The organism is Inquilinus limosus (genome assembly GCF_051487185.1).
GTDB lineage: Bacteria > Pseudomonadota > Alphaproteobacteria > DSM-16000 > Inquilinaceae > Inquilinus > Inquilinus limosus_F.
This window is the reverse complement of record NZ_JAHVDK010000060.1, coordinates 1-13,503: the sequence shown is the minus strand read 5'-3', so window position 1 is coordinate 13,503 and position 13,503 is coordinate 1. Positions and strand designations below refer to the sequence as shown.

The following is a 13,503-nucleotide window of genomic DNA, read 5'->3' as shown; positions in this document are numbered from 1 at the left end:
GTCGAGACGGGCCCCAAGGCCGCCGTGTACGGCACGCCGCACCATCCCTACACGCAGGCGCTGCTCTCGGCCGCACCGGAGCCTGATCCGGACCGGCCGCAGAAACGCATCATCCTGCAGGGCGATGTGCCGAGCCCGTCCAGCATCCCGTCAGGCTGCAGCTTCCGGACGCGCTGCCCGCTGGCGCAGGAGATCTGCGCCCGCGAGCGTCCGCCTCTGGCGCCGGTCGGCGACGGGCATCTCGCCGCCTGCCATTTCGCGAAGCCCAACCCGATCCCGGTCTGATCCGAGCCCTCCTTCTCCAGGCGCCATTTATCCGTTTTTTGGTTCTTGTGAAGAGTATATTTGTCGATTGTCATGACAATAACCTCTTTGTTTGACTGTCGTGCTCTGACTAAAACAGACACTGCTGCTCAAAGGCGTGAGCCTGGTGAGAAGGTCAATACGGCGCAGGGAAATAGCCTGCCCCTCAGGGTAAAAATTTGAACAAATCTCGGCGCCTTTTACAAGTGCCTATCCGGATCGCTACGACCAAGAGCCTGCCAGAGGCACCGAGCCAGCTACGAACAATCGTTCGATTTCAGAGCGACTGGATCGACGAGTATGTCTAGTTCAGCAAAGCGCTAAAGGCTTCCGCAAAGGGTAAGGCGTCCCTCGATCTGTCGGAGGCATTACGACGCATTCCGTCGCAGGGACGGGCGATAGGCTCAGCTTGATGCACGTGATAGCAAAACGCGATCTTCGAGGTGGGCTTTGGTTGGGGGTAACGTGAGGCGATCATACGGCTGGAACGACATCCTTGTGCTGCCGGACGATTTGCACGCCTTCGCGTGGTCAGCGCCGATGCGCGATCTGGCGTCCAAGGTTGATCTGTCCGACGTCGGGCTGAAGAAGCTTCTCGCGAGCCACGGTGTGACCCCGCCGCCCCAGGGATACTGGAACAAGGTGCGTGCTGGAAAGCCCGTGCCGAAGCGTCCTGAGGCGCCGCCACGGCGCCCGGGTGGGTTGGGGCGGCTGAGGGTCGATGCCCGCTTTGCGAATGTCCTGTCTCCGGTACCTCCGCTTCCATCCGAGGGGCCCTTCGCGTCCGCGTTGGTCCCGGAGGACCTCGATGAACTCTACTCGCTGGAGTTAAAGGCGATCGGCTCGGCCTCCGTGCCGAAGACCCTCGACAAGCCTCACAAAGGGCTGGTGCAACTGCTCAAGCAAGAGCAGCGCCGACGCGAGAAATTTGCCGCGAGCAACTGGCACTGGGACCAGCCCAAGTTCGACACACCCCTGACCCAACGTCGCTTGAGGATCCTCAACGGCATTTTCCTGACGCTCGGCAAGCGCGGTCACAGCGGCTACGTCAATGAGTATGACGGAGAGATCCATGCGAGAGCGGTTATCGGCGACACCGTCCTGAGTTTGGACATCAGCATCGCCGGCAAGCATCAGACAGTCCGCCAGCATGGCTATCTCCGTCCAGCACCCGACCTCCCCGCGTCAACGCCGCTGATGCTTCGATTCGATCCGGGTCTCGATCGCAAACCCGACCGAGTTTGGCAGGATGATACTGACGGGAAGCTCGAGGCAAAGATCGCGCCTATCACAGCCGCCATCATCGTGGCAGGGGAGGCCGGGTTCCGGAGAAGTCTGCGGGAACAAGAGGAGCGTGCGAAGCAAGAGCGGATCGAACAGGAGAGGCGACGCCAGGAGCAGCTTGCTGAGCTCAATCGGAAGCGTTTGGAGCACTTGCGCGCGAGTGGAGAGCTTTTGCGCCAGGCGCAGAATATCCGGGCACTCGTCCAACGGGTCCGGCAGGCGATCGTTCAAGGGGCTGCTGAGATCGACGCCTCGGCGCTTGCCGCTTGGGAGCAGTGGGCGCTTGCCGAGGCAGACAAGATCGATCCGGTGAGTTCCGGTCAGTTCATGACCCATCTGCATGAGCCGAAGCTGTAGGAGAGGCTCGATAGGTCGCGCCCCATCAAGCAGGCGAGGTGGTGAAGCGGCGGCTATGGCCGACGGAGACTCGATCGAATAGCTCCGGGTTCACGGTGATCGCCGAACCTGTGCGACTTCTGAATCAGCGACTGATGTTCCAGCCAGCGGTTCAGGAGGTTGTTGCCCTGCGCGGCCAACTGTTCGACCCAGAGCGCTTCGGAAGCGAGTGATTGCTCTTCGGTTTCACTGACGTCGAGCACTCTGAAGCTGGGTGTGTTCCCGGCCACGAGCGCGTCCCAAATCCAAGCTCGGATTGGACGGAAGCGGTGACATGGCTGCTGCGTTCGTGCCTTCAGGTGAGCTGCGATCCGCTTTGCGAAGCTGCCACTCTGGCCGACATAGACGAACCCGCCTGTCCGCGGATCGAGGATGCCGTAGGTCACGTAGAGCCGGGCTGCCAACTCGTCAGCGGGCCACAGGCTCGCGTTGTCCACGTGGCGAAGCCACTCGATTGCGCTGTCTGCCTTCGGCGGGCATGGGCTTCGCGTCTGATATGCCCTGCGCGATCGGTACAGGGCTGGTACGAGGCGGCGCCGCAACGCCGGCATGGATGTTCGAGCGGATCGGACATCAATTTTCTCCGATGCGGCGCCGTACTCCACTGCGGTTACGCCGGGTCCAGGCTCACCGGCATACTTACGAGCCGCTGCAGGTCGGCGAGGATTGAGCGCAAGGGTGGCCATGGGAACTCGTCATCATCCGAGCGCGATTGGCCCATCGAGAGCACCATAGCGAGCTTGGCGACTGCACCGGCCACAGTGCCGGCCGGCACCTGCCATACCGTTTCCGTCAGAGAGTCCCAGCGGTCCCAGGCTTGATTGACGCGCTCCTCCACCGGACCGAGCCCGATTGCCGCCGCAGCGATCTCCCAGCGCCGTCGGTGCGCCGCGAACTCCCGGTGTAGCCTTTGTCGAAGCTCCTCCGTTCCCGGGAGGTCTTCGAGCAATTCATCGATCTCGGCGGGTTCGCAAGCCGAGACTGGTTCGGCTTTGCCCGGCACAGGGACCAGCACCCGCGGCATGCCGACGGTGCGGAGCAGGACGCCTTCCTTTTTCTGCCAGTCGTCCTGCCAAGCATCCAGTTCAGCATCGAGAGCGCGCCACTCCCGGAAGAGGTCGAGGACGGGATCGGAGTTGGCGCCGCGGCGCCGAGCATCGGCGGCGCTGATCGGTATGACGGTAGCGCCGCCGAGCAGGTCACGGCGGCTGAGCGCAGGCAAAGTCGTGGTATCGTCCGAGTCAGCCATTGTCCGGCTCCCAGAAGCTGGATGGTGGTCAGGCCGGGCGAGGTGTTCCCGCACCTCGTTCGGCCGCCTCGCAAGTCTTGCTGGTCAATCCGTCCGACGAGCGCGCGCAAGCAGTTGCTCACACGGCGCTTCTGCCATATGACGGGATTGATACCAACGGGATCATGCCCGTTGATCCTTTTGGGATCAAGAGAAAATTGACGACACCTGGTCAGATCCGTGCGGCGCGTGGTTTCCTTGGGCTCTCGCAGGCCGAATTGGCCCGTGCCGCTGGCGTGTCCGTTCCCACGATCAAGCGTAGCGAAAGTGACAGTGACCAGGCGCTCAAGGTGAGCGGCGAAATGCGAGCCCGGATCCGAGCAGCGCTGGAACAAGCTGGTATCGAGTTCACCAATGGCGACGTTCCCGGCGTTCGCCTGAAGAAGCCGAACCAGCCGTAGCGGCTAGTCGAGCGACACAGTCTTCCAAGGCGGAGGAGGGGCGAAGGGCTCTGCCCCTCGCCCCGCAAGGGGCGGGTCCTCGCCATGCTCGCCGCGTCGCGTGCGCTCCTGCGGCTGCGCGTGGCTCCGGTCCCGGCCTGACGGCCGCCCTTGCCCCCACTCCCCGGTCCTCGCCGGACGGGCAGGGGTTGATGCAGCGGCATCAACCCGCTGCCGCGAAGCAAGGGGAGACTGCCAATGTCCGCCTTTGTCGTCGACCAGGAGCATCTCGACGAGCTGGTCTCGGCTGCCATCGATCTGGAGATCCGCGCCCGCCTCGCGCCCGACCGAGCCTGTCAGCAGGTGAACCACGAGAACGCCAACGACTTCGGCCGGATGCTCTGGGCCGAGAACGTCCGCTCCGTCATTCACCGCTATCGACTATCCGGCACCGAGGAGGCCGCAGAGTACGAGGCCGAGGTCGAGGCCTACCGCTTCACCTGGCGCCCTGTGCCGCCCGGCCGAGCTGCCAAGCGCCTGGCCTGCTTCGAGTACCAGGCCTGCGAGTGCGAAGATTGGATGGAGAGCCTGGCCTACGACTTCGGCTCCCAGATGGCCCGGGCGCTGATTGCAAAGCTGCCGGGCTATGCTGAAGCGCCGTGGTGAAGTTCGATGCTGCCGGGCCGCGCTCGACGTGGTCCGGCAGGCAGACGAGCGGATGCATTTCAGGATACAGTCTCGAATATATTCCGGAATGTATTCGGTCGATTGCACGTTGATCTGCGATCTTCTGCTATCATCATGCTCAGTCGTGCAGTTGAGTGCCTGTGAAGGCGGGCGGGCGTATTGACCCGCTGCTGTCCCGGTTCGATCTTCGCTTGATGCCGAGCTGTGGCAGGAGATCGGCGATGGAAACGGACTGGGACGGGGCCGGCCACGCGCCGCCCGCCAACGACAATGCCGGCCAAGCCGGCAGGATCGATCCACGCCTGCTTGTGATCGCCAGGGCCATCGGCCGGCAGATCGCGCGGGAGCTGCTCCGGGCCGAGGCCGCCAATGACAACCGGCCGGACGTATCAGACCAGGGGAGAGGCGAGATATGACCCAGGTTGCCCTTTACGCCCGCTATTCCGACGACAGCCAGAACGCCGCCTCGATCGAGGACCAGTTTCGCATCTGCCGGGAGCAGGCTGAGCGTGAGGGCATGGTGGTGGCCTGTACCTACCAGGACCCCGCCATCTCCGGCGCCAGCATCATTCAGCGGCCCGCCATCCAGGCCTTGCTGCAGGCGGCGCAGCGCCGCCGCTTCGACGTGGTCATGGCCGAAGCGCTTGACCGGATCAGCCGGGATCAGGCGGATGTGGCGATCCTCTTCAAGCATCTCCGCTTCGCTGGCGTGCGCATCGTCACCCTGGCCGAGGGCGAGATCACGGAGCTGCATGTCGGGCTGAAGGGCACGATGAACGCCCTGTTCCTGAAGGACCTCGCAGCGAAGACACATCGCGGCATCCGCGGTCGGGTGGAGAAGGGCCGGTCCGGCGGCGGTCTCTGCTATGGCTACGACGTGGTCAAGCGCACCAATGCCGAAGGCGACCCGCTCCGTGGCCAGCGGCGGATCAACGAGGCCGAGGCCGCTGTGGTCGTGCGGATCTTCCGGGAGTTCGCCGCCGGCCGCTCGCCGCATGCGATTGCGACCGGGCTGAACGCTGACGGCATTCCCGGGCCGCTCGGTCGGGAGTGGGCCGACACCACCATCCGGGGGCACGCTTCCCGAGGTACCGGCATCCTCAACAACGAGCTTTATGCCGGTGTGCTGGTCTGGAACCGCCAGCACTTCATCAAGGACCCGACCACCGGCCGGCGGGTGTCGCGGCCGAACCCGGAGACGAAGTGGATCCGCACCGAAGTGCCTGCCTTGCGTATCGTCGACGATGAGCTGTGGCAGGCGGTGAAGGCGCGGCAGGCGATCCTGGCGAAGCAGTTCGAGGCGACCACGATCGCGGTGCGCAAGGCGCGGGCGAAGACAATGCACAGCCTGCGCCGTCCGGCCTTCCTGCTGTCGGGTCTGCTGATCTGCGGCTGCTGCGGCGGCAAGTACGGCATCATGGCCGCAGGCCGCTATGGCTGCCTCGCGCACTTCCGGCGTGGGCGCTGCGACAACTCCCGGACGATCACGCGGGAGAAGATCGAGGCTCGCGTGCTGTTGGGGCTAACCGAAGGCCTGGCGTCGCCGGAGACCGTGGCGGCGGCGGTGCGGTCTTGCATCGAGCAGCTCAACCACGAGAACCACGAGCGGCGGGCGCGGGAGGAGGCGGACCGCGCCACCTTGGTCCGGATAGAGCGCAGCATCCGCGGCATCATGCAGGCGATCGAGGACGGCATGTACCAGCCGTCGATGAAGGCACGCATGGACGAGCTGGAACGGCAGAAGGCCGAGATCGAGGCCCGGCTCAACGAGGCGCCGGCTGACATCCCGGACGTGCATCCGAACGTGGCCGAGATCTACCGGCGGAAGGTGCGGGAGCTCGCCGAGACGCTGGCGCATCCGGAGACCCGGGACGAGGCGGCGGAGGCGATCCGGTCGCTGGTCGGGCAGGTGGTTCTGACGCCGGGCGAGGGCAGGGGAATGGTCAAGGCCCGCCTAAGCGGCGAGCTGATGGCCATCCTTGATTTCGCAGCCGGCCGCCGGCCGGCGCCCCGGTCCCAAGTGATAACAACCGCGGTTGCGGGTCCCCGCAACCAACGATCCTGGCACCAAGCCGTCCCCCAACAGGGACGGCTTTTTGCTGCTCGCCGCAAAGCTCAGCATCGCCGCCAGGTCGCCCCGCAGCACGATCGACAGACTGCCGCCCTCCGGCACCAGCGTGATCCGGTCGACCAGCCCGCGCACGATCGCCGCCGCCTCGGCCTTGGTCTCCTCCGCCTGCAGGTGCCGGTGCAGCGCCGCGATCCGCTGCCGGTACACCTCCGCCAGGTTCGGATGTAGGAGGGGAGGCGGTTCGTTCGCCTCCGCGAGCTGACGCTCCAGCTCCTCCTTCCGATGCTCGAGCTGGGTCATCTGCTTCATCACGCGCTTTGACGCGTCGACGTCGTCCGAGGCCAGGATCAGCTTCATCAGCTTCTCCAGATCGCGTTCGATCCGGTCTCGCTCGGCACGGGCCGATTCGAGCGAAGCGCGACCTTCCATCCGCAGCCGGTTCACCTCGCGGGTGAACTCCTCGCAGAATTGCCGGAAGAGCTCCGGCTCCATCAGGTGCGTGCGCAGGCCGTTGAGCACCGACTCCTCCAGCGCGTCGCGCCGGATGTTGAGGCGGTTGTCGCAGGTGCCCTTGTTCCGGGCCGTGGCGCAGCCGAGCAGGTCCTTCGAGATCTTGGCGTACCCGCCGCCGCAGCAGCCGCACTTCACCAAGCCGGCGAACAGGTGCGACGGCCGCCGGCGGTCGAGCATCGGGTTCTCTTCCGTCTCTCCGGCCGGGCCGATCGCCATGGCCTGCTGGCGCTGCTTCACCGCCTCCCACAGCGCCTGGTCGACGATGCGCAACTCCGGCACCTCCTGGATCACCCATTCGGATGGCGGGTTGAGGCGCGAGACCCGCTTGCCGGTCGACGGGTCCTTGACATAGCGCAGCCGGTTCCACACCAGCCTGCCGATGTAGAGCTCGTTGTTGAGGATCCCGGTGCCGCGCTTCGGGTTGCCGTGGATCGTGCTCGGGCCCCACTCGCGGCCGAAGGGACCGGGCACCCTGTCCCGGTTCAGCTCCCAGGCGATAGTGCGGGACGACCTGCCGGCGGCGTAGTCGCGGAAGATCCGGCGCACGACATTGGCCTCGGCCTCGTTGACCGCCCGGTCGCCGCGCGCCGGGGCGCCGTCCGGCGCGAGCTGCCGGACCACGTCGTAGCCGTAGCACAGCCCGCCGCCGGCCTTGCCCTCCTCGACCCGGCCGCGCAGGCCGCGGCGGGTCTTGTCCGCCAGATCCTTGAGGTAGAGCGCACCCATCGTGCCCTTGAGGCCGATGTGCAACTCGCTGACGTCGCCCTCCGCCAGGGTGACGATGCGGACCCCGGCGAACCGCATCCGCTTGTAGAGGCCGGCGATGTCCTCCTGGTCGCGGGAGAGCCGGTCGAGCGACTCCGTCAGGATCAGATCGAAGCGGCGCTTCAGCCCGTCGGCGATCAGCTCCTGTACGCCGGGCCGCAGCAGCGAAGCCCCGGAGACCGCCCGGTCGGAATAGCTGTCCGCGATGGTCCAGCCCTGCCGCTCGGCATGGGCGCGACACAGCCGCAGCTGATCCTCAATCGAGGCGTCGCGCTGGCTGTCCGAGGAGTAGCGGGCATAGAGCGCGACACGGGTCATTCCGGATCCTCCTTCGCCTTCACCTATCCTCGTTGATGAGCCTGCGGCGCCGCCTACGATGCCTGAACCTGACGCCGCATCTCTACTTGCCGCGCCGGGGCTGCTTCAGCCTCACCCCAGGGCCGCCCCCATTCTCGGGGATGAATTCGATCCCCGCCGCTTCCAGGGCTGCCCGGATCGCGGCCTTGTTGTTGGGAAACGGGGTGCGCGCGCCCCGCTCGAAATCGACGATCGTCTGCCGAGCAACACGGGCTTCCTCAGCAAGTTTGGTCTGGCTCCATCCAAGCATGGCGCGAGCGCCCCGGCATTGCTCAACAGATATCTCGTCGTCAGGAACCATAACACGTCTTTTTGATTAATGTTAGGCATTGTGATTGACTAAGATCGCAGATGCCTTAGCATCGTTGACCGCCAACGCGGTCGGACGAGGTGGTGGCACACCCCGTCCGACCTGACCACAGTCCAGCTTCAGGGAGCCGGATCATGGCTGATTCCGACGATAGCACGACTTTGCCTGCGCTCAGCCGCCGTGCCCTGCTCGGCGGCGCCACAATCCTGCCGATCGGCGCGGCTGATTCCTGTTCCCACGGCGGCAGCTCCGATCCCGTCCTCAGCCTGTGGACGGAGTGGCGGGCCGTCCATGCTGAGCTGGATGCCTGGCAGGATGACTGGCAGCGGAAGGAGGGCGTCCTGCTCCGCACCGTTGGCATGCCGCGCGTGCTCGTGCCGGTCCCGGGGGCCGAGCCGGTCTCGGCCTGTGAGCCGGCTGAGATCGACGAACTGCTGGAAGACGTGCCTGGGACGGAAGCCCTGCGCGAGAGGCTGCACCGCGAGTTCGCGGCGCACCGGCGCCGCTGGGAAACGGCCGCGGCCGCGATTGGCCTCGGGCCGGTGGAGGAGCGCATCAACCTCGCCTGGGATCGCTGGGAGGCCCTGACGGAAGGCGTGTGGCGGACGCCGGCCCGCAGTCCGGCCGGCATCGCCGCCAAGCTCTCCATGGTGCTCGCCATCGGCCAGTCGCGCTCTGACGACGAGGAGTTCCCGTGGCCGCCTCTGCGGTCCGTGCTCGCCGATCTCCAGCGCTTCGCGAGTCTCCCGCCCGACCTCGGATGATGAGCATCGTAGAATGCGGTCAATCACGGGGGCGGAGATGGGCTGGGCACGCCGACTCTGCCCTCACGAAGTCCCGAGCGGCCTGTCGGGCCAGCAAACGCACCAGTTCGACAAGGCGTGGGTCGCACGCTGGCGAAGAGCACGATGCAGATGCGCCGGTCGTGTCCGCGGCCAGGCGCGGCGCTTTAGTTGATCTCCGCCGACCTTCGGCCAGGATGGCGTTCTCGTCTTCTCGCGGGCTCCTCGGCATGGGTTGACCGTGCCTGTTGCTGAGAAGACAGGGAAGGGATAATATCGTTTAAGATCATAGGTTTAGGTCGCGCGAAGGCAGGCCGGCGGCGGAAGCCGGCGAGTTCGGCGCGAGTTCGGACGTGGCTGCGTAGCAGAAAGACCAGCAGGCTTCGGCCGGCTGCGAGCAGGATGTCGTTCGGGGTTGGGCTACAGCTTCTCGGCGGCCGCCGCCGCGGTCGAGGCGGGCAGGAACAGCCGATCCGGCCTCGACGGAAAGGGCCGGAACCCGAAGCTCTCATAGAACGACACGGCTTTCTCGTCCTTGGCGTCGACGGCGATCGCGAACACGGCGAGCGTCCGGCTCGCGCCCAGGATGCGCCGGATGGCGTCGGCCAGCAGCAGTTCCCCGATACCGCGGCCGCGGACGCGCTCGTCCCGCGCCAGGCGCCCGATGAGCGCCGCCGGGATTGCATCATAGCGCGGCAGCTTGCGGGCGATCTCCTCCGGCAGATCCGGCAGCGCCAGGGTGAAGGAGCTCAGGCTGTAGAAGCCGACGACGCCGATCTCGTTGTCGACGGCGACGAAGACGCGCGCCACGTTGCGCTTCTCGTCCTGGCCGGCCCGGCGCCGGAACCAGTCGTCGAGAGCCGGCTGGCCGCAGGAGAAACGGCTCCGGTCATGCCGGCTGCCGAGCGGCTCGATGACCAGGGCCAACGCTCAGCCCATCAGGTCACGATGGCGCTTCAGGGCGGCGACCAGCCTGTCGGCCGGCTCCGGCGGGTTGAGGACTGCGTCGAGAAAGGCGTCCTGGTCGGCTGCGGTCAGCATCATGCGGTCATGCTCCTCGAGCACGCGACGGGCGCCTTCATAGGCGAGATCCCCGGCGGTCAAGCCGCTCACCGCCATGGCGCGCTGGATCAGCGCCTTGGCCGACGGGGCGACGCGCAGCTCGAGCCGCTCTTTCTTGCGCTCGGGCAGGGAGGCGGGGTGGTCTGCGGTGATGGGCATGGCGGTCGATCCTCTCGCTCGTGAATGTACGGTGACTCACCGTGCGCTTCAAGGTTGGCTGGTCGGGGCGCGGTCGGCCCACTTGCCTCCATGATCGCCCCGTCGCGGGCTCCTGACGCTGGCCGGCGCCGCCGCGGCGTCAAGCCCGGCCCGCACCGGACCGTGTTGGGCCTGACGCCGCGGCCTGATGGCGCCGGCCCTTCGCCTCCTCGCCCTCGACCGGAGGGCGATCGCAACGGAGGCAACCATGTCCCACCCGCTCATCACCCACGCGCAGCGCGCCGAGCTCCTCGCCAACGGCGCCCGCACTGCGGCCGGCGAGACGATCGACCCGTACCCCGTCGTCAAGCTCTTCACCCCGGATGCCGGCGCCACCTGGCTCTTGAGCGAGCTCGATCCGGCCGACCCGGACCTCGCCTTCGGCCTCTGCGACCTCGGCCTCGGCTTTCCCGAACTCGGTTCGGTTCGGCTTTCGGAGATCGCCGCGATCCGCGGCCGGCTCGGCCTGCCGGTCGAGCGCGACCTGTTCTTCCGGCCCGACCGGCCGCTGAGCCGATACGCCGAGGAGGCACAACGCCTCGGTGTCATCCGGGCCTGATGCGCCTTCCGCGCCCTGCCTTCGGGCAGGGCGCTTCTTTCATGCCCGAAGTTCCGGATCTCAGGCCATGCGGCGAGCGGGACCGCACAGCCACGACCATGGTGGCTGCACGCATCGTCCCGCTAGATCCCTTCCCGACGGCGCGGGGTGGGCGTCGCTTGCCTGTAGGCCCGCCGCGCCGGTCCGCAACGCGCTGACGCGCGTCCTCCACTCTGTTCCGGCCCGGACGCTCATCCTGCGCACCGCCGCGACCGCCCCGACCGGGTGCGGACCGCCTCCCTCGGCGGGCCTGCCGGCCGCTCTCCGCCGCCCACCCCGCCCGTGTCGGGGAAAGGCGCGGTGGCCTTGTCAAAGGAGAGCGACCATGACGACGATCATTCGCGACATCCCGCTGTCGAAGCTGGTGCCCTCGGCGCAGAATGTCCGCCGCACCGGACGGGAGGCCGGGATCGACGAACTGGCGGCGAGCATCGCCGCGCACGGCCTGCTGCAGAGCCTGTCGGTCCGGCCGGTTCTGGACGGGGAGGGAGCCGAGACCGGCAAATACGAGGTGATCGGTGGTGGCCGGCGCCTCGCCGCGCTGAAGCTGCTGGTCAAGCGCAGGCAGGCCCCGAAATCCGCCCCCGTGCCCTGTATCATCGTCGGAGGGGAGGGCGAGGAGCTGTCCCTGGCCGAGAACGTGGTGCGCGAGAACCTGCATCCGGCCGACCAGTTCGAGGCCTTCAAGCGGCTCGCGGACGAGCACGGACTCGGGGCGGAGGAGATCGCCGCCCGCTTCGGCATGACGCCGCAGGCAGTGTGGCAGCGGCTGCGGCTCGGCGCCGTCAGCCCGAAGCTGATGCAGGTCTATCGCGAGGGCGGGCTGACGCTGGAGCAGTTGATGGCCTTCGCCGTCACCGAGGACCACGCCCGCCAGGAGGACGCCTTCGCCCGCCTGTCCTGGAACCGGGAGCCCGCCCACATCCGGCGGATGCTGACCGAGGGGCATGTCTCGGCCCGCGACCGCAGGGCCGTGTTCGTCGGCGCTGCCGCCTATGAGGAAGCCGGTGGAGTCATCGTCCGCGACCTGTTCACCGAGGACGGCGGCGGCTGGTTCGAGGACGCCGGCCTGCTCGACCAACTGGTGCTGGAGAAGTTGGAGCGGGTGGCGGAGGAGGTCCGGGCCGAGGGCTGGAAATGGGTCGAGGTCTACATCGACTACCCCTATGCCCACGGCCTGAGCCGGGCCTATCCGCAGCCGGTAGAGCTCACGCCCGAAGATCAGGCGAGGCTCGACGCGCTGTCGGCGGAATGGGACGAGTTGGCCCAACAGTATGACGGGATCGACGATCTGCCGGAGGAGGTCGCCGCCCGTTTGGATGCGCTGAATGCCGAGATCGAGCGGCTGTCGGCGCAGCAGCATGCCTATGATCCGGACGTGATCGCGCGGGGAGGGGCGTATGTGGTGTTGAGCCACGATGGCGCCACCCGGATCGAGCGCGGCTTCGTCCGGCCGGAGGACGAACCGGAGACGGAGGAGGACGCGGTCCCCGCCGCCGAAGATGCAGGCACGGACGAAACGGACGGGGAGACTGTCACGGACGAGGATGAGGGCGATCACGACGCCGACAAGCCGTTGTCGGACACTCTGGTCCGCGACCTCATGGCTCATCGGACGCTGGGGCTGCGGATCGCCCTCGGCGAAAGCCCGGACGTGGCGCTGCTCGCCGTCACGCATGCGCTGGCCGCGCGAACCTTCTTCCGGGGCGAGGAGGACGGCAGTTGCCTCGACATCCGTCCGAACTCGACGTTCCTGGGCGGGCATGCGGACGGCATCGGGGCACCGCGGCCGCGCAGAGGCTGGAAGAACGGCACACCTCCTGGGCCGCGCAGATGCCGACGGATGTGGCCGATCTGTGGGGCTTCGTTGTCGGCCTCGACCATGACAGCCGGATGGCCCTGTTCGCCCATTGCGCGGCGCTGGCCGTGTTCGCGGTGAGGATTCCGTGGGATCCGCGGCCGAAGGCGCTGGCGATGACGGATGCGCTGGCCCAGACACTCAGCCTCGACATGACGACGTATTGGTCGCCCACGGCGCGGGGCTATCTTGGGCGAGTTACGAAAGCGCACATCCTCGCCGCGATGCGCGAGGGCGTCTCCGAGGAGGCGGCGGAGCGGATAGCGGGCATGAAGAAGCACGAAATGGCCCAGGCAGCGGAGCAACTTCTGGCTGGGACCGGCTGGTTGCCGGCGCAGTTGCGGACGCCCGCGGCGGCGCTGAATGGGAGCGTCGGCACGGCTGATGGCGAACGATACGCGGACGCCGCTGAATAGAAGCACCTACCGGGGTCGCCGAGCGGCCCCGGCCTTTTCGACCGTGCATCCGACGTTTTGACAGGGGCACGACACAAGGCCGGTTCGTCCCCATTGCCGACGTTCGGAGGCCTCCCGGGCTCCCCCGGAGCGGACGCTCGCGTCGATTGTGATAAGCCCCGAACCAGCCCCCAGTGGTCGGCCACGTCGCTCCCATGTCCAGGCATGGGAGAGATAGACGAAACCAAGCCGTTGG

At 67.0% G+C, this 13,503-nt stretch carries 16 protein-coding genes and 1 pseudogene; 10 read left to right on the top strand and 7 right to left on the bottom strand.

Translation table 11 applies throughout. The features are described from left to right. On the top strand, positions 1–285 hold a 285-nt coding region (locus KXR53_RS35185), incomplete at its 5' end, for an oligopeptide/dipeptide ABC transporter ATP-binding protein (RefSeq protein WP_437380279.1). 516 nt (positions 286–801) lie between these two features. Continuing rightward, positions 802–1,944, top strand: a complete 1,143-nt coding sequence (locus KXR53_RS35180) for a hypothetical protein (protein ID WP_437380278.1) — start codon at positions 802–804, stop codon at positions 1,942–1,944. A gap of 53 nt (positions 1,945–1,997) precedes the next feature. On the opposite strand, the gene KXR53_RS35175 is transcribed toward KXR53_RS35180, so the two are convergent. The 3 genes from KXR53_RS35175 to KXR53_RS35165 are packed head-to-tail and all read right to left on the bottom strand — an operon-like array spanning position 1,998 to position 3,232. Further along, the gene (locus KXR53_RS35175) at positions 1,998–2,420 is read right to left on the bottom strand and encodes a hypothetical protein (RefSeq protein WP_437380280.1); all 423 of its coding nucleotides are present in this window, start codon (positions 2,418–2,420) and stop codon (positions 1,998–2,000) included. Then, positions 2,366–2,557 (bottom strand): zinc finger domain-containing protein, encoded by a 192-nt coding sequence (locus KXR53_RS35170; RefSeq protein WP_437380277.1) that lies wholly within the window; start codon positions 2,555–2,557, stop codon positions 2,366–2,368. Before KXR53_RS35170 ends, KXR53_RS35175 begins: the two co-directional genes overlap by 55 nt. Positions 2,558–2,593: 36 nt before the next feature. Further along, positions 2,594–3,232 carry a hypothetical protein gene (locus KXR53_RS35165; protein WP_437380276.1) on the bottom strand — a complete coding sequence of 213 codons (639 nt, stop codon included), beginning with the start codon at positions 3,230–3,232 and terminating at the stop codon, positions 2,594–2,596. Between KXR53_RS35165 and KXR53_RS35160 the strand changes: the two genes are divergently transcribed. From KXR53_RS35160 to KXR53_RS35145, 4 genes are all read left to right on the top strand, one after another. Then, positions 3,232–3,672 carry a helix-turn-helix domain-containing protein gene (locus KXR53_RS35160; RefSeq protein WP_437380275.1) on the top strand — a complete coding sequence of 147 codons (441 nt, stop codon included), beginning with the start codon at positions 3,232–3,234 and terminating at the stop codon, positions 3,670–3,672. The genes KXR53_RS35165 and KXR53_RS35160 overlap by 1 nt on opposite strands. Before the next feature lie 237 nt (positions 3,673–3,909). Next, positions 3,910–4,317 (top strand): hypothetical protein, encoded by a 408-nt coding sequence (locus tag KXR53_RS35155; protein WP_437380274.1) that lies wholly within the window; start codon positions 3,910–3,912, stop codon positions 4,315–4,317. Between the two features lie 242 nt (positions 4,318–4,559). Further along, on the top strand, positions 4,560–4,754 hold the full coding sequence (locus KXR53_RS35150) for a hypothetical protein (protein WP_437380273.1): 195 nt from the start codon (positions 4,560–4,562) through the stop codon (positions 4,752–4,754). Next, a complete protein-coding gene (locus tag KXR53_RS35145; protein ID WP_437380272.1) occupies positions 4,751–6,637 on the top strand; it encodes a recombinase family protein in 1,887 nt (628 codons plus the stop codon). The genes KXR53_RS35150 and KXR53_RS35145 overlap by 4 nt, the downstream gene beginning before the upstream one ends. Positions 6,638–6,922: 285 nt before the next feature. Here KXR53_RS35145 and KXR53_RS35140 read toward each other — a convergent pair. Both KXR53_RS35140 and KXR53_RS35135 read right to left on the bottom strand, forming a co-directional pair. Further along, positions 6,923–8,005, bottom strand: a pseudogene (locus KXR53_RS35140) (recombinase family protein); the annotation flags it as partial. Positions 8,006–8,087: 82 nt separating this feature from the next. Beyond that, on the bottom strand, positions 8,088–8,345 hold the full coding sequence (locus tag KXR53_RS35135; protein WP_437380271.1) for a helix-turn-helix transcriptional regulator: 258 nt from the start codon (positions 8,343–8,345) through the stop codon (positions 8,088–8,090). A 143-nt stretch (positions 8,346–8,488) separates the two neighbouring features. On the opposite strand from KXR53_RS35135, the gene KXR53_RS35130 reads away from it, so the two are divergent. Further along, the gene (locus KXR53_RS35130) at positions 8,489–9,118 is read left to right on the top strand and encodes a hypothetical protein (RefSeq protein WP_437380270.1); all 630 of its coding nucleotides are present in this window, start codon (positions 8,489–8,491) and stop codon (positions 9,116–9,118) included. 438 nt (positions 9,119–9,556) lie between these two features. Here the strand turns inward: KXR53_RS35130 and KXR53_RS35125 are convergent, their stop codons facing one another. Then, entirely contained in the window at positions 9,557–10,063 is a 507-nt protein-coding gene (locus tag KXR53_RS35125) for a GNAT family N-acetyltransferase (protein WP_437380269.1), read from the bottom strand. Positions 10,064–10,066: 3 nt separating this feature from the next. After that, positions 10,067–10,357, bottom strand: coding sequence for a DUF1778 domain-containing protein (locus KXR53_RS35120; protein WP_437380268.1), 291 nt, complete (start codon positions 10,355–10,357; stop codon positions 10,067–10,069). Between the two features lie 247 nt (positions 10,358–10,604). Between KXR53_RS35120 and KXR53_RS35115 the strand changes: the two genes are divergently transcribed. From KXR53_RS35115 to KXR53_RS35105, 3 genes are all read left to right on the top strand, one after another. Next, entirely contained in the window at positions 10,605–10,955 is a 351-nt protein-coding gene (locus KXR53_RS35115) for a DUF2958 domain-containing protein (RefSeq protein WP_437380267.1), read from the top strand. Positions 10,956–11,319: 364 nt separating this feature from the next. Next, the gene (locus tag KXR53_RS35110; protein WP_437380266.1) at positions 11,320–12,933 is read left to right on the top strand and encodes a ParB/RepB/Spo0J family partition protein; all 1,614 of its coding nucleotides are present in this window, start codon (positions 11,320–11,322) and stop codon (positions 12,931–12,933) included. Further along, positions 12,888–13,268 carry a hypothetical protein gene (locus KXR53_RS35105; RefSeq protein ID WP_437380265.1) on the top strand — a complete coding sequence of 127 codons (381 nt, stop codon included), beginning with the start codon at positions 12,888–12,890 and terminating at the stop codon, positions 13,266–13,268. Before KXR53_RS35110 ends, KXR53_RS35105 begins: the two co-directional genes overlap by 46 nt. Positions 13,269–13,503: the final 235 nt, after the last annotated feature.